12 protein-coding genes are annotated in these 14,979 nt (G+C 72.0%); 7 read left to right on the top strand and 5 right to left on the bottom strand.

Features of this window, described 5'->3' with window-relative positions; all coding sequences use genetic code 11:
• Positions 1-761 precede the first annotated feature (761 nt).
• A complete protein-coding gene (locus OG386_RS08430; protein ID WP_328787541.1) occupies positions 762-1,592 on the top strand; it encodes an SAM-dependent methyltransferase in 831 nt (276 codons plus the stop codon).
• A complete protein-coding gene (locus OG386_RS08425; protein ID WP_405789707.1) occupies positions 1,589-3,826 on the top strand; it encodes a putative bifunctional diguanylate cyclase/phosphodiesterase in 2,238 nt (745 codons plus the stop codon). The genes OG386_RS08430 and OG386_RS08425 overlap by 4 nt, the downstream gene beginning before the upstream one ends.
• A gap of 87 nt (positions 3,827-3,913) precedes the next feature.
• On the opposite strand, the gene OG386_RS08420 is transcribed toward OG386_RS08425, so the two are convergent.
• Positions 3,914-5,005, bottom strand: coding sequence for an FAD-dependent monooxygenase (locus OG386_RS08420; protein WP_328787540.1), 1,092 nt, complete (start codon positions 5,003-5,005; stop codon positions 3,914-3,916).
• Between the two features lie 105 nt (positions 5,006-5,110).
• Between OG386_RS08420 and OG386_RS08415 the strand changes: the two genes are divergently transcribed.
• Complete coding sequence (locus OG386_RS08415) at positions 5,111-5,779, top strand: TetR/AcrR family transcriptional regulator (protein WP_328787539.1); 669 nt, start codon at positions 5,111-5,113, stop codon at positions 5,777-5,779.
• 58 nt (positions 5,780-5,837) lie between these two features.
• Here the strand turns inward: OG386_RS08415 and OG386_RS08410 are convergent, their stop codons facing one another.
• Complete coding sequence (locus OG386_RS08410; RefSeq protein WP_328787538.1) at positions 5,838-6,716, bottom strand: LysR family transcriptional regulator; 879 nt, start codon at positions 6,714-6,716, stop codon at positions 5,838-5,840.
• Between the two features lie 95 nt (positions 6,717-6,811).
• On the opposite strand from OG386_RS08410, the gene OG386_RS08405 reads away from it, so the two are divergent.
• From OG386_RS08405 to OG386_RS08390, 4 genes are all read left to right on the top strand, one after another.
• Positions 6,812-7,516 (top strand): succinate dehydrogenase, encoded by a 705-nt coding sequence (locus OG386_RS08405; RefSeq protein ID WP_328787537.1) that lies wholly within the window; start codon positions 6,812-6,814, stop codon positions 7,514-7,516.
• Positions 7,517-7,518: 2 nt separating this feature from the next.
• Positions 7,519-9,513 (top strand): fumarate reductase/succinate dehydrogenase flavoprotein subunit, encoded by a 1,995-nt coding sequence (locus tag OG386_RS08400; protein WP_328787536.1) that lies wholly within the window; start codon positions 7,519-7,521, stop codon positions 9,511-9,513.
• Positions 9,510-10,256, top strand: coding sequence for a succinate dehydrogenase/fumarate reductase iron-sulfur subunit (locus OG386_RS08395; RefSeq protein WP_030011685.1), 747 nt, complete (start codon positions 9,510-9,512; stop codon positions 10,254-10,256). Before OG386_RS08400 ends, OG386_RS08395 begins: the two co-directional genes overlap by 4 nt.
• A gap of 139 nt (positions 10,257-10,395) precedes the next feature.
• Positions 10,396-11,073, top strand: coding sequence for a hypothetical protein (locus OG386_RS08390; protein ID WP_328787535.1), 678 nt, complete (start codon positions 10,396-10,398; stop codon positions 11,071-11,073).
• Positions 11,074-11,113: 40 nt separating this feature from the next.
• On the opposite strand, the gene OG386_RS08385 is transcribed toward OG386_RS08390, so the two are convergent.
• The 3 genes from OG386_RS08385 to OG386_RS08375 form a co-directional block, all read right to left on the bottom strand.
• Positions 11,114-11,980: an AraC family transcriptional regulator gene (locus tag OG386_RS08385; protein ID WP_328787534.1), complete on the bottom strand. Its 867-nt coding sequence runs from the start codon at positions 11,978-11,980 to the stop codon at positions 11,114-11,116.
• 127 nt (positions 11,981-12,107) lie between these two features.
• Positions 12,108-13,316 (bottom strand): spore photoproduct lyase family protein, encoded by a 1,209-nt coding sequence (locus OG386_RS08380; protein WP_328787533.1) that lies wholly within the window; start codon positions 13,314-13,316, stop codon positions 12,108-12,110.
• A gap of 98 nt (positions 13,317-13,414) precedes the next feature.
• Positions 13,415-14,920, bottom strand: a complete 1,506-nt coding sequence (locus OG386_RS08375) for a cryptochrome/photolyase family protein (protein ID WP_328787532.1) — start codon at positions 14,918-14,920, stop codon at positions 13,415-13,417.
• Positions 14,921-14,979 lie beyond the last annotated feature (59 nt).

Genomic DNA, 14,979 nt, shown 5'->3' with positions numbered 1-14,979 from the left:
CGGCTCGGGAGGCGGCGGTTTCGGCGGTGCGGGTTTCGGGGGCGGCGGGGGCTCGGGCGGTGGCGGCGGGGGAGCCGGCTCGGGTGGCAGGGTGGGTGGCGGGGTGGGTTTCGGCGGCTTCGGTGGCGGCTTCGGAGGGCAGGGCGGAGGGGGCGGCGGCGGTGGGCAGTGGGGGTGGCCGTGACGGCCCCCGCCGTGCCCGCCACCACGGCGTTTCCCGTGGTCGGAGCCCTGGTCGTCACCGTGATGTCCGCCACGCGGGTCGCGTCCGCGGTCGTTGCCGCCGACCACCGCGGCCACCACGGCGGCGGCCGGGCCGCCGCCGGAGTCGGTCGTCGCGTAGGCGCGGCTATCAGCCACGGCCGGCGTGACGGACAAGGCCGCCCACAGCAGGACCGGGACCGCCAGCAGGCGCCTGGCACAGGCTCTGTTCACCCCGGGAGCATGGGCCCGCGCGCGCCCGGGCACGCGAGGCTCGGCCCCCGGTTCGCCTGAACGGGTGGACTGCCGACCAGAGAGGTTTGAGCCATCTGTAGGTCGGTAGTGTGGTGACTCCGGTCGACCGCCAGTCAATTCCCATAAGGGACTTGTCGGAATCGGTCATTCCCTCGTCCGGCGAGGCGGTGCCTTTGGTGTGTGACGAAGAACGGATCGCCAATTTCCGCTTTTGCTCGCCCTGTTGGGAAATGATCAGTACATTCGGCTCGGACAGGAGTCCGACCTCACACGGACGACCGCAGGACCAACGCTTGGAGACCCCGATGGAGCGCCCCGCCTGGGCCCCGCCAGGCATCGACATATCGGTGCCGAGCGTGTCCCGCATCTATGATTACTATCTGGGTGGGTCCCACAATTTCGAGGTCGACCGCCAGACGGCTCGCCGTGCCATGGAATTCATGCCAGGACTGCCCAAGATCATGCAGGCCAACCGGGCATTCATGCGCCGCGCCGTCCGGCACGCCGTCGCCGAGGGCGTCACGCAGTTCCTCGACATCGGCTCCGGCATCCCCACCTTCGGCAATGTCCACGAGGTCGCCCAGGCCGCCAGTCCGCAGGCGCGCGTCGTCTACGTCGACCACGACCCGGTGGCCGTCGCGCACAGCCGGGCCGTCCTCGCGGGGGACGACCAGAGCGGCATCGTCGCCGCCGACCTGCGCAAGCCCAAGGAGATCCTGGCCGCCCCCGAGGTCGGCCGGCTCCTCGACCTCGGCCGCCCGGTCGCCCTCCTGCTCGTCGCCGTCCTGCACTTCCTGGAGGACACGGACGACCCGTTCGACGCCGTCGCCGAGCTGCGCGACGCGCTGGCTCCCGGCAGCCTCCTGATCCTCACGCACGCCTCGTACGAGGGGATCCCGCTCACCCAGGAAACCGCCGCCGGCACCGTGGGCGTCTACCGGGACATGCGCAACCCCCTCGTCATGCGGACCCGGGAACAGATCAGCGGCTTCTTCGACGGGTTCGAGATGCTGGAGCCGGGCCTCGTGTCCATGCCCAACTGGCGGCCGGACCGGCCCGACAACGGCGAGGACGGCGAGACACCGGAGGACCCCTACGCCTTCTCGGGCTTCGGCGGCGTGGGACGCAAGGCGTGAGACTTCCGGCACAGACGGCGGGCGCGCCGAAAGTCGCCGCGGCACCCGCCGCGGCACCGGCCACCGGGTCCGCGGCGGCACCGCACGGCGGCATCGAGGACCGGATCGCCCGCTTCGCCACGATCTGGGGCCGGGCGATCTTCCCGGTCACGGCGACCTCACTGACCCGCACCGAGTTCGAACGGCACCTCGTACCCCTCACCCGCACGCTCACCGAGGCCCTGCACGCGAGGCCCTTCGACGCCTCGGTCGCCCAGCAGGTCGGGGCTGAACTCGTCGCCGTGCACTGCACCGATCCCGAGGCCCTGGCCGGCACCCTCGGCGTGATCGAGTCGTACCTGGTGCTCTACTGCGGCCCGGACGGCCCCGAGGGCTCCGGCGTGGAGGGCACCGAGGAGTACCGCTCGCGCTGCGCCCGGCTCCAGCACGCCATCGCGGCGGGATACGCCCGCGCGTTGCGCGAGCGCACCCTCAGGGAGCAGGAGGCCATCGCGCGCTCCGCGCTGACCGCGCGCACCGACGCGCAGCAGGCCCTGCACGCGAGCGAGGAGCGCTTCCGGGCGGTCTTCGAGGGCGCGGCCGTGGGGATCGGCATCGCCGACCTCGACGGGAACGTCCTGGAGGTCAACGACACGCTGCTGCAGATGTTCGGCGGCCTGGAGGGGCACGTCCGCAGCCGCAACGTCAGCGAATGGGGACACCCCGACGACACTCCGCACGTCTGGCGGATGTACGGAGAGCTGGTGCGCGGCGAGCGCGAGAGCTACCGCGTCGAGAAGCCGTACTACCGGCACGACGGCACCGTGCTCTGGACCAATCTGACGGTGTCGCTGCTGCGCGACGCCGACGGGAAGCCGCAGTACCAGCTGGCGCTGATGGAGGACACCACCGAACGCCGGCTGCTGAACCTGCGCCTGCGCTACGAGGCCACCCACGACGCCCTGACCGGCCTGCCCAACCGGACGCTGTTCTTCGAGCGGCTGGAGAAGGCGCTCGGCGGGGCCGGCGGCGACCGCTACGGCCTGTGCTACCTCGACCTCGACGGTTTCAAGGCGGTCAACGACAGCCTCGGGCACTCTGCGGGGGACCGACTGCTGGTGGAGGTCGCCGACCGGCTGCAGAGCTGCGCGACCGGCCCCGGCGAGGTGGTCGCCCGGCTCGGCGGTGACGAGTTCGTCGCCCTGACCACCGGCTCCGACACCGAGCAGAAGGTGACCGACCTCGCGGTCCGCATACTGACCGCCCTGTCCACGCCGATCCGGCTGGAGGGCCGGGAACTGACGGTTCGGGGCAGCATCGGCATCGTCGAGGGACGGGCCAAGGAACGCACCCCGGCGGAGGTGCTGCGCAGCGCCGACATCACGATGTACCGGGCCAAGGCGGCGGGCGGCAACCGCTTCGAATTCGCCGACGCCGAGGCCGACGCCCGCGCGATCACCCGCCACGGCCTGACCAACGCCCTGCCCGCGGCGCTGGAACGCGGCGAGTTCTTCATCGAGTACCAGCCGCTGGTCCACATGCGCGACGGCAGCGTCCACGGGGCCGAGGCGCTGGTGCGCTGGTCGCACCCGCAGTACGGGGTCCTCGGCCCGGACCGCTTCATTCCGCTCGCCGAACGCACCGGGCTGATCGTGCCGCTCGGACGCTGGGTCCTGGAGGAGGCCGTCCGCCAGGCCCGCATCTGGCAGCGCCAGCACGGAGGCGCGGCCCTGCGGATCAACGTCAACCTCTCGCCGACCCAGCTGCACCACCCGGGCCTGGTCGCCGACACCGTGGCGGTGCTGGAGAAGTCGGGCCTCGCCCCGGGCGCGCTGTGCCTGGAGGTCACCGAATCGGCCCTGATAGGGGCCGACGACGAACTCCTGGAACCGCTGCGCCGGCTCGCCGCCCTCGGTGTGGACATCGCCCTCGACGACTTCGGTACGGGCTACTCGAACCTGGCCAACCTGCGGCGGCTGCCCGTCAGCGTCCTGAAGCTCGACCGCTCCTTCACCCAAGGGATGCAGCAGCAGCCCGCCAACCCGGTCGACGTCAAGATCGTGGAGGGGATCGTCGCCCTGGCGCACAGCCTCGAACTCGCCGTCACCGTCGAGGGAGTGGAGACCGGAGCCCAGGCCGCCCAGCTGCGCGCCCTCGGCTGCGACACCGCTCAGGGCTGGTACTACGCCCGGCCCGGGGCCCCGGACCGCATCCACAGCCTCTCCCTCTCGGACGCGGTGCCCACGCCCTCCTGACGTCCGCCCCGTCGGGAGGACCCGAGCCTCGCCCGCGGCACCGGGCGGGGAGCCCGGGGCCGCGGGCTCCGACGGGGCCCGGTCCGCTCAGACTCCGGCGGGCGGCGCGGCCCGGTTCATGCCGATCTCCGTTCCGTGCCCGGGGGTCCGCACGGCCTCCATGACCCGCTCGTACCGCTCGGCCGTGTCGGCGAGCACGTCGGCGACCACCGGCAGCCGCTCCGCCTCGTACGCGTCGAGCACCTCCTCGCCGCCAGGGCCACTGAGCGCGGCGGCCAGCGTCCGGCCGAGGGCGGCCGCGTCCTGGATGCCGGTGTTCATGCCCAGTCCGCCGGCTATGGGCTGTACGTGCGCGGCGTCCCCGGCGAGGAACACCCGTCCTTCCCGTATCCGCGTGGCCATCCGGACGTTGACCCGCCAGGCCGAGATCCAGGTGGCATCGATGAGTCGGATGCCCGGCACCCGGGCGTGGCGGTCGAAGATCCGCTGGAAGCCTTCCAGCGAGGGCGGCAGCGCTTCGCCGCGCTCGTCCCGCTCGGGCGAGGCCTGCAGCTGGAAGCTGTCCGTCCCCGGCATCGGGCAGAGCAGGATCCCGCCGCCCTCCGAAGTGAACCACTGGTGCCACACGTCCCGGCTGAGCCCGGGTGCCCGGACATCCCCGATCACCATCGCGGGCTCCTCCTCCCCGTTCCCCTCGAAGGGGATACCGAGCAGCCTGCGGGTGGTGCTCCGCCCGCCGTCGCACCCGGCGAGATAGCGGGCGGCGATCACGGTGCCGTCCGCCAGCTCCGCGCGCACCCCGGACGCGTCCTGGGTGATGGCCGTGAGCTCCGATCCGTACTCGACCCGCACCCCCAGCCCGGCGAGCCGGTCGCGCAGGGCCGCTTCGATCTGCCACTGCCCGATCAGCATGCCGGCGTCGGTGGGGGTGTCGTTGATGTGTTCCCCGTCGAAGTACTTGCGCAGGGTCACCCTCGTGATCCCCGTGGTGGACAGGGTGTCGAGCACGCCGAGCCGCCGGAAGACATCGAGGCTGGCCGGCAGGAGCCCCTTGCCCCGGGACTCGTGGTGCGGTTCGGTGCGCCGGTCGATGAGGCGCACGGCGAATCCGCGCAGTGCCAGGTCGCAGGCGAGCGTCAGTCCGGTCGGACCGGAGCCGGTGACCAGTACGTCGGTCATGAGATGTCCTCTCCTCGTCGATGTCTCAAGGAAAGCGGCTCCCGACAGAAAAAGCAACCCGGTTAAAAAAATAACTCGGTCACAGATCCGTGCTACGCTGTGCGCATGGAGAACACGACGGGTCTGCGCGAGAACAAGAAGCTCCGTACGCGCCACCGGCTGGCGGCGACGGCGCTGGAGCTCTTCCTGGAGCGGGGCTTCGATGCCGTGTCGGTGGCGGATGTCGCCGCCGCGGCCGAGGTCTCCAAGCCCACGCTCTTCCGGTACTTCCCGACCAAAGAGGACCTGCTGCTCGACCGCTTCGCCGACCATCAGGACGAGGCGGCGCGCATCGTGCGCGAGCGGCCCGCCGGCCACACTCCGGTGGGCGCTGTGCACACACAGTTCCTGGCCGCGCTGGCCGAGCGGGATCCGATCACCGGGCTGTGTGACCACCCGAACGTGATGGCCTTCCAGCAACTGATCTACAGCACCGCCAGTCTGAAGAGCCGGCTGAACCGCTACACCGAGCTCGAGGTGGAGTTGCTCGCCGCCGAGTTGGAGGCGGAGGAGGTGCCCCCGCTCGCCGCCCGGCTCGCGGCGACGCACCTCGTGGCGGTCCGCCACGAGCTGGGTCGGGTGAACTGGCGGCGGATCGAGGCGGGTCAGAGTGCGGACGAGGCCCATGCGGCCGCAGTGGCCGATGCCGACCAGGCCTTCGCGATGCTGGCGGACGGCCTCGACAAGGCCCTGCCGGCTGCCCCTGCCCCGCTGATATCCCCGGCCGCGCCGTGACGGCCGCCCCGCACGTGCCTTGACGGCTGCCCCGCATGCGGGCCCGGGCGGGGCGGAGTCAGCCGAGCAGCAGGCGCTTCAGCTCGCGGGCCGCGCGCGGCGGAGCCACGTCGGTGCGGTGGGCCAGGGCGATCGTGCGGCGCAGCGGGGAGCCGGCCAGCGGGGTCACCCGCAGGCCCCGACCGGAGCGGTCGACCACCATCGCCGGGACCACCGCTACGCCGAGCCCTGCCCGGACGAAGCCCAGGACCGCGTCCATTTCGCCGCCCTCCACGGTGAAGACCGGCTCGAAGCCCTCCGCCCGGCAGGCCGCCACGGTGAGTTCCCGCAGGTCGTAGCCGTGCCGGAACATCACCATCGGCTCGTTCCGCAGCCCCGGGATGGTCAGCTCGCCGCCCCCGCCGGGTGCCGGCCGTTCCGCCGAGGAGACCACCACGAGGTCTTCCGTCAACAGTTCCACCGTGGTCAGGGCCGGGGCCGAAGGGGGCAGCGGCAGTGCGATCAGGGCCAGGTCCAGGGCTCCGCGCGCGAGCTCCCGTACGAGGTCGAGCGAGCCGCTCTCTTCGATCAGCAGCTCGATCCCGGGATGCGCGTCGTGGAAGGCCCGCAGTACGTCCGGCAGCAGGCCCGTGCAGATGCTGGGCGTGGCGCCGAGCCGGACGCGGCCGCGCCGGAGCTGCGCCAGTTCCTGGACCTCCAGCCGTGCCGTGTCCGCGTCCGCCAGGATCCGCCGGGCCAGCGGCAGCAGCGTCTCGCCCGCGTCGGTGAGTGTGATGTTGCCCCGGGCCCGGCTGAACAGCTCGGCCCCGAGCTCCCGTTCGAGCGCCTTGATCTGCTGCGAGAGCGAGGGCTGGGCCACGTGCACGCGCTCCGCGGCCCGGGTGAAATGCAGGGTCTCGGCCACGGCCACGAAGTACAGGAGCTGCTGGAACTGCATCCGCCCAGGTTAGCGCCCTCGATAGTCATCCTCTATCGATATCAGCTCCATCATGTCTTGGACCTTTCGGGACGCCCGTCCGTACCGTCGAGGACATGGCTCTGGCAACGCGGACGGATCGACGGCCGTCCATCACACGCACGATCTGGGACTCCTCCGTCGGCAAGAAGTCCGTGATGGCCGTGTCCGGCCTGATCATGCTCGGCTACCTCGTCGTGCACATGCTCGGAAACCTCAAGATCTTCTTCGGGCCGGACGAGTTCAACGGCTACGCCCACTGGCTGCGCACCCTCGGTTCGCCCTTCCTGCACTACGAGTGGGCCCTGTGGCTCGTGCGCGCGGGACTGCTCGCCGCGGTCGTCGCCCACGCCGTATCCGCGTACCAGCTCAGCCGCCGCGACATCAAGGCCCGCCCGGTGAAGTACGCCCACAAGCGCCGTCGCGCGAGCTACGCCACCCGCACCATGCGCTGGGGCGGGATCATCCTCGGCCTGTTCATCGTCTGGCACCTGCTCGACCTCACCACGCTCACCGTCAACGAGCGCGCCTGGGCCGGCCACCCGTACGAGAACGTCCTGTCCACCTTCTCCACCTGGTACGGGAACACCATCTACATCGTGGCCATGGCCGCTCTCGGCCTGCATGTCCGCCACGGCTTCTGGAGCGCCGCGCAGACCCTCGGCGCGGGCAGCGCCCGACGCGAGCGGACGCTGAAGTTCCTGGCCAATGGCCTGGCCCTCGTCCTCTTCGCCGGCTTCGTGTCCGTCCCCGTAGCCGTCATGACCGGAGTGGTGAACTGACCATGAGCGCACCCCAGCACGACCGCGATCAGCACGACCGCAAGCAGCACGCCCACTACGCCGCCTACGCCACCGGCGAGCCCGTCGCCGACACCAAGGCCCCCGAAGGCCCGATCGCGGACCGGTGGGACCGTCGCCGCTTCGAGGCCAAGCTCGTCAACCCGGCCAACCGCCGCAAGCACACCGTCATCGTCGTCGGTACCGGCCTGGCGGGCGGAGCGGCCGGCGCGACGCTCGCCGAACAGGGCTACCACGTGGTCCAGTTCTGCTTCTCCGACTCCCCGCGCCGCGCCCACTCCATCGCCGCCCAGGGCGGCATCAACGCCGCCAAGAACTACCGCAACGACGGCGACTCGGTGCACCGCCTCTTCTACGACACCGTCAAGGGCGGCGACTTCCGCGCCCGCGAGTCCAACGTCCACCGCCTCGCCCAGATCTCCGTGGAGATCATCGACCAGTGCGTGGCCCAGGGCGTCCCCTTCGCCCGCGAGTACGGCGGCCTCCTCGACACCCGCTCCTTCGGCGGGGTCCAGGTGTCCCGCACCTTCTACGCCCGCGGCCAGACCGGTCAGCAGCTCCTGCTCGGCGCCTACCAGGCACTCTCCCGGCAGATCGCCGCAGGCAACGTCGAGATGCACGCCCGCACCGAGATGCTCGACCTCATCGTCGTCGACGGCGTGGCCCGCGGCATCGTCGCACGCGACCTGATCACCGGCGAGATCTCCACGTACTACGCCGACGCCGTGGTCCTGGCGAGCGGCGGCTACGGCAACGTCTTCTACCTCTCCACCAACGCCATGAACTCCAACGCGACCGCCGTCTGGCGGGCGCACCGGCGCGGCGCGTACTTCGCCAACCCCTGCTTCACCCAGATCCACCCCACCTGCATCCCGCGCACCGGCGACCACCAGTCCAAGCTCACCCTCATGAGCGAGTCCCTGCGCAACGACGGACGCATCTGGGTCCCCAAGGCCCAGGGCGACACCCGCGCCGCGGCCGACATCCCCGAGGCGGAGCGCGACTACTACCTGGAGCGGATCTACCCCTCCTTCGGCAACCTCGTGCCCCGCGACATCGCCTCCCGCGCCGCGAAGAACGTCTGCGACGAGGGTCGCGGCGTGGGCCCCGGCGGCCAGGGCGTCTACCTCGACTTCGCGGACGCCATCCGCCGCATGGGCCGGGACAAGGTCGCCGAGAAGTACGGCAACCTCTTCGAGATGTACGAGCGGATCACCGCGGAGAACCCGTACGAGGTCCCCATGCGGATCTACCCCGCCGTGCACTACACGATGGGCGGCCTGTGGGTCGACTACGACCTCCAGACCACCGTCCCCGGCCTCTTCGCCATCGGCGAGGCCAACTTCTCCGACCACGGAGCCAACCGCCTCGGCGCCTCCGCACTGATGCAGGGCCTCGCCGACGGCTACTTCGTGCTCCCCTCCACGATCAACGACTACCTCGCCCGCCACCCCCACCGGAGCGCCGTCGACGACACCCACCCCGAGGCCGTGGCCGTCGTGCACGAGACCCGCGAGCGGCTCGCGAAGCTGCTCGCCGTCGACGGCGACCGCACCCCCGACTCCTTCCACCGCGAGATCGGCGAACTCATGTGGGAGTACTGCGGGATGGCCCGCAGCGAGGAGGGGTTGCGCAAGGCGCTCGACCGGATCCCCGAGATCCGCGAGGAGTTCTGGCGCCGGATCAAGGTCCCGGGCAGCGGCGAGGAGTTCAACCAGTCGCTGGAAAAGGCCAACCGCATCGTCGACTACCTCGAACTCGCCGAGCTGATGTGCCTCGACGCGCTCGCCCGCGCCGAATCCTGCGGCGGCCACTTCCGCGAGGAGTCCCAGACGCCCGACGGCGAGGCGGCCCGCCAGGACGAGGCCTTCTCCTACGCCGCGGCCTGGGAGTTCACGGCCACCGGGGCCGCCCCCGTCCTGCACAAGGAAGACCTCGTCTTCGAGTACGTCCACCCCACCCAGCGGAGCTACGCATGAAGCTCACCCTGCGCGTCTGGCGCCAGCGCGGCGCCGACGCCCCCGGTCACATGGCCTCCTACGAGGTCGACGGCATCTCGAAGGACATGTCCTTCCTGGAGATGCTCGACACCCTCAACGAGGACCTCATCCTGCGCGGCGAGGACCCGGTCGCCTTCGACCACGACTGCCGCGAGGGCATCTGCGGCGCCTGCAGCCTCGTCATCAACGGCGACGCGCACGGCCCGGAACGCACCACCACCTGCCAGCTCCACATGCGGTCCTTCGCCGACGGCGACACCATCGACGTCGAGCCGTGGCGGGCCGCAGCCTTCCCGGTGGTCAAGGACCTCGTCGTCGACCGCGGCGCCTTCGACCGGATCATCCAGGCCGGCGGCTACATCACCGCTCCCACCGGCGCCGCCCCCGAGGCGCACGCCACCGCCGTGCCCAAGGCCGATGCCGACTTCGCCTTCGAGCACGCCGAGTGCATCGGCTGCGGCGCGTGCGTGGCGGCCTGCCCCAACGGCTCCGCGATGCTCTTCACCTCCGCCAAGGTCAACCACCTGAACGTCCTCCCGCAGGGCTCGCCGGAGCGCGAGACCCGAGTGCTGGACATGGTGGCCCGGATGGACGAGGAGGGCTTCGGCGGCTGCACCCTGACCGGCGAGTGCGCCACGGCCTGCCCGAAGGGCATCCCGCTGCCGTCGATCGCCGCGATGAACAAGGAGTGGCTGCGGGCGGTGCGCAAGGGCCCCCGCTGACCCCGAGGCCCAGGGCGGCCGCCTCCGCCCCAGCCTCCGCCCCTGCCCTTGCCTCCGCCCCTGCGCCGATCGGCTGACCGGCACGGCCCGTACCGCGCCGCGCCGCGGCGCCGTCCGGGCCGTGGGGGACAGTGGCGCCATGCCAGAAGTCCCCGCCGGGTCCGGGCCGCGTCGCCGAGCCGTCCTGGTCGCCGCCCTCGCCCCGCTGGCCGGAGCCGGGTTCGGGTGTTCGGGCGAGGCAGCCTGGCGCACCCCGGCTAACGGTGCTAACGGTGCTCCCGGTGCGCCCGCCGGGCCCAAGGACGCCCTGGTCATGGTGATCCGGCACGCGGAGAAGCCGTACGCCGGTGGCGTCGGCCGGGACGCGGAGGGCGAGGACGACCCCGGTTCGCTGGCCGGCCGCGGCTGGCGCCGGGCCGAGCGGCTCCCGCACCTCTTCCCACCGGCCCCCGGCTCCTCGCTGCCCCGCCCCGCGGCGGTCTTCGCGGCGGGCGGGAAAGGGGCCGCCGCGCCCGCGCGGTGCCAGCAGACGGTGGCGGCGCTCGCCACCGCCCTGCGCACCCCCGTCCGCGCCGAGTTCGCCGTCGGCGCCGAAGCCGCCCTCGTGCAGGCTGCGTTGGCCGCGCCCATGCCCGTACTCGTCTGCTGGGAGCACAGCGGGATCCCGCGCCTGATCCGGGCCCTCGGCGCCGACCAGGTCCCCGGTACCCCGGCGACCTGGCCCGACCGGCACGACCTCGTCTGGATCTTCACCCGCCGCCAGGGGCGGTGGAGCTTCCGCGAACTGCCGCAGCACCTGCTCCCCGGCGACGTCTGAATCGCAGCGCCGGATCGGCCCGCCGACGGCGCGCCGTTGCTCAGACCACCGTCCGCTCCACCGGGATCCACAGCTCCGCGTTCGCCTCCGTCCCGTCCTGGGACAACCGGGTGCGCAGGATTTCGGGCCCCGGCCGGCTCCGGTAGGGGTTGGACGGGAACCACTGCGTGAACACGTCCCGCCACAGGTGCTGAAGCGTCTGCGGGAACGGGCCGGAGCTCTCGAAGACCGCCCACGTTCCGGCCCGGACGGTGAGCGCGTCCATGTCCTCGGGCACCGCGGCGCGGGTCACCACCCCGTGGTAGTAGTCGAGTTCGGTCCCCTCCGCGCGGCTGTCGTGCAGGTCGTCGCTCGCCGAGACGATCCCCTCCGGCTCCTGGTCGGACAGGCTCTCGATGCGCCGCAGCGTCTCCTGGCCGATCTCCCGGATGAACGCGGCGATGGCCGGGTTCGGCCCCTCGTGCACGAGCGGGACCCGCGCCTTCCGGCCGACCACGCGGAACTCGTCCTTCTCCACGACCTTGTACTCCATGCTGCTACTCCCTTCGACGATGAGGCGGAAGGACATCCGTGGCTGGGACCGCAGCGTTGCGCCACGGCGCCGCGCCTCGCCGGGACCGACGCCGTGCACGGCCCGGAACGCCCGCGCGAACGCCTCTCCGGAGGTGTAGCCGTAGCGCACCGCGATCTCCAGGAGGGTCCGCTCCCCGCCCAGCACCTCGGCGCCCGCGACCGTCAGCCGCCTGCGCCGGACGTACTCCGACAGCGGCATCCCGGCCAAGGCGGAGAACAGTCGCCGGAAGTGGTACTCCGACGTCACCGCGATCCGTGCCAGGTCGGCCGCATCGATCGGCTGATCGAGGCGGTGCTCGATGTGCTCCATGGCCTGGTTCAACCGGTCCAGCATCCTGTGTCCTTCCCTTTCGACCACTCACGTTAGGAGGGACCCACCACGGCGGACCCGACATCCTGTGCCCGGTCCGGTCGGGTCCGCCGTGGTCCCCGCGGGCGCTACGCGGCCGTACGGAGCACCGTCAGAAGGCGTACCGGATCCGCAGCCACGGCGCCCGGGCGGCGACGAGTGCGCGCATCGTCTCGACGGCCCCGGCCTTCACCCCGTTGCGGTAGCGGACGTTCCAGCTTCCGTTCTCGGAGCGCTTGGGCTGCTGGAGTTCCGGCCGCCACAGCGCCGCCTCCGCGCGGGGGTGCCAGCCGAGGTTGAGGTCGTGCAGGTCCTCGTTGTGCGTCAGCATGATGACCTCCGCGGCTGCCTGGTCCTTGACCGGGCCGGGCAGCACGTCGTCCATGTGCTCCAGCAGGAGGGCCCAGTCCCGTTGCCAGCCCGGACGCAGGACGACGGGCGAGAGGTTGAAGTGGACCTCGTACCCCGCTTCCAGGAAGTCGCCGGCGGCGGCGATGCGGCTCTCCACCGGGCTGGTGCGGACGTCCAGCAGCTTGGAGTCCTCCTGCGGCATGACGGAGAACCGCACCCGGGTACGGCCCCGTGGTTCCAGCAGGAGGAGGTCGGGGTTGACGAACTTGGTGGCGAAGGAGGCCTTCGCGGAGGGCCACCGGGCGAAAGCACGGACCAGGTCGGCGACGTTCTCGCTGATCAGCGCGTCGACGGAGCAGTCGCTGTTCTCGCCGATGTCATAGACCCACGCGGCCGGGTCGCACTGGTTCGCCTCCGCCTTGGGGCCGAGGCGCGCGACGTGCCGGGAGAGGTGGGCGATGATGCGCTCGGTGTTGGTGAAGACGGTGATCGGGTTGGCGTACCCCTTGCGGCGCGGGACGTAGCAGTAGGCACAGGCCATCGCGCAGCCGTTGGCGGCTCCGGGGGCGATCCAGTCCGCGGAACGTCCGTTGGGGCGGGTGGTGAGGGTCTTCTTCACACCAAGGACCAGGACCTCGCTCTTGATCCGGACCCACCGGTCGACGTTGCCCTCGTTGCCGTGGAGGTGCGGGATCCGCCAGTGCGAGTCCACGGGGACGACCTCGGCACCGGGGAAGCGGGCGATGACCTGCCGGCCGCGCGGGGAGGCCGCGGCCGCGGGTTCGGCGTGGATCGTCCGCACGGACAGCAGTCGGCGCGCGGCCGCCGAGTCGCGGAACAACGGGCCGGCGCCGCCACCGGCCGGGACGGGTGACCCCGGGTCGATGTCCTCCAGGCCGAACAGGGCGTCGTCCTGCTGCTCGGTGTCCGGCCGTTCGGCCGGTCGGCCCCCGTGCGGCTGGGCAGCCATCTGCGTCTCCTGTGCGTTCCGGTCGGGCCCTCCACTGTAGGCGGACCGGTGGACCGGCGGGCTCCGCCGTCCTCGACGGGGCGCGCCCGCGGGTGTGGTCAGGGCGGTGCGTCGCCCGCGGCTCGGTGCGCCCGGGCCACTTGTGCCGCGTCGCCCAGCCGGTCCAGCCCGCGCACGGCCCGGGCCATGCGGGGATTGCCCTCCAGCCGGGAACGGTGCCGGTCCAGGAAGGCCCAGTAGCCGACGGTGTAGGGGCAGGCCCGTTCGCCGGTGCGGTCGGCGGGCCGGTACCGACAGCCTCCGCACAGGTCGCTCATCCGGTGGATGTAGGCGCCGCCCGAGGTGTAGGGCTTGGTGGTCATCAGTCCGCCGTCCGCGTACTGGGACATGCCCACCACGTTGGGCAGCATCACCCAGTCGTAGCCGTCCACGAAGCACCGGTGGAACCAGTCCGTCACCTGCGCCGGGTCCCAGCCCCGCTGGAGGGCGTGGCTGCCGAGGACCATCAGGCGGGGGATGTGGTGCGTCCACCCCGTGTCGCGGACCTGCGCCAGCACGGTGGACAGGCAGCGGGCCGCGGGTGCGTCCGCGTCCAGCTCCGCGAACCACGCGGGTACGGGTGCGGTGTGGCGCAGGTCGTTGCGGTGCCGGTAGTCCTCGCCGAGGTGCCAGTAGAGGCTCCACACGTACTCGCGCCAGCCGCACACCTGTCGGATGAACCCCTCGGCACTGTTCAGGGGCACGTGTCCGGCCCGCCAGGCGGCTTCGGCCCGGGTCACGCACTCCCAGGGATCGAGGAGCCCGAGGTTGAGGGAGGAGGACAGCAGGCTGTGGCTCATCACGGGGTCCCCGGCCATCATGGCGTCCTCGTGCGCGCCGAAACCGGCGAGGCGGTGCGTGACGAAGTGGTCGAGCGCGGCCAGTGCCTCCCGGCGGCTCGCGGGGAACAGCCGGGGGCCGTCGCGGCCCACGAAGGCGATCCCCTCCTCGCGTTCCCACCGGTCGAGGTCCTGCCGGACCCCTTCGTCGATCTCGTCCTCGCGGGGCCGGTACGGGGGCGGCGCGCCGAGGGTGTCCCGGCCGCGGGGCGGGGGCTCGCGGTTGTCGTGGTCCAGGTTCCAGCGGCCGCCCGCCGGCCGGTCGCCGTCCATCAGGATGTCGTGGGTGCGCCGGATGTGTTCGTACAGGTTCTCCTGGAGCAGCCGGCGGCCCTGCTGCCGTGCGGCCCAGTCCGCGAACTCCCGGTGCCCCAGGAGGAACCCGCGGGCCGGGTGGACCGTGACCTGAGGCAGCGAGGCCACGAGGGCGAGGGCGGCGCGGGAGGTCGGGTGGTGCACGGAGACGGGCGCGTCGCCCACGGCCCGTACGAGGCCCTCCCGGTAGGTCTCCGCCGTGACGTACCGCGCGCCCGCGCCGAGGTCCGCCGCCCGGTGGCGCATGGCGCTGAGGACCAGGTGGGCCTTGGCCCGGTGGAACCGGCGACGGCGGAAGACGGCCCGTGACTCGATCAGCAGCCACCGGGTGTTCCTCGGTGTCCCGCCGGCGGCGGTGGCGGTGAAGTGCGGGCCGAGCTGGTCACCGAACAGCCAGTGCACTGGACTCATGCCCGCATCCAACCAACCCGTCTCCCCGACGAGCACGCGGCCGCGGCGGACGTGCTGGG

The organism is Streptomyces sp. NBC_00273, from assembly GCF_036178145.1.
GTDB lineage: Bacteria > Actinomycetota > Actinomycetes > Streptomycetales > Streptomycetaceae > Streptomyces.
The sequence above is the reverse complement of the archived record's forward strand: the minus strand, read 5'-3'. Positions and strand labels throughout refer to the sequence as shown.

What these genes read in the sequence shown, in the direction of transcription:
- OG386_RS08410 (WP_328787538.1), bottom strand. Translation starts at nt 6,716, where the DNA reads ATGCAGTTCCAGCAGCTCCTGTACTTCGTGGCCGTGGCCGAGACCCTG.
- OG386_RS08400 (WP_328787536.1), top strand. Translation starts at nt 7,519, where the DNA reads ATGAGCGCACCCCAGCACGACCGCGATCAGCACGACCGCAAGCAGCAC.
- OG386_RS08405 (WP_328787537.1), top strand. Translation starts at nt 6,812, where the DNA reads ATGGCTCTGGCAACGCGGACGGATCGACGGCCGTCCATCACACGCACG.
- OG386_RS08390 (WP_328787535.1), top strand. Translation starts at nt 10,396, where the DNA reads ATGCCAGAAGTCCCCGCCGGGTCCGGGCCGCGTCGCCGAGCCGTCCTG.
- OG386_RS08415 (WP_328787539.1), top strand. Translation starts at nt 5,111, where the DNA reads ATGGAGAACACGACGGGTCTGCGCGAGAACAAGAAGCTCCGTACGCGC.
- OG386_RS08380 (WP_328787533.1), bottom strand. Translation starts at nt 13,316, where the DNA reads ATGGCTGCCCAGCCGCACGGGGGCCGACCGGCCGAACGGCCGGACACC.
- OG386_RS08395 (WP_030011685.1), top strand. Translation starts at nt 9,510, where the DNA reads ATGAAGCTCACCCTGCGCGTCTGGCGCCAGCGCGGCGCCGACGCCCCC.
- OG386_RS08375 (WP_328787532.1), bottom strand. Translation starts at nt 14,920, where the DNA reads ATGAGTCCAGTGCACTGGCTGTTCGGTGACCAGCTCGGCCCGCACTTC.
- OG386_RS08385 (WP_328787534.1), bottom strand. Translation starts at nt 11,980, where the DNA reads ATGCTGGACCGGTTGAACCAGGCCATGGAGCACATCGAGCACCGCCTC.
- OG386_RS08420 (WP_328787540.1), bottom strand. Translation starts at nt 5,005, where the DNA reads ATGACCGACGTACTGGTCACCGGCTCCGGTCCGACCGGACTGACGCTC.
- OG386_RS08430 (WP_328787541.1), top strand. Translation starts at nt 762, where the DNA reads ATGGAGCGCCCCGCCTGGGCCCCGCCAGGCATCGACATATCGGTGCCG.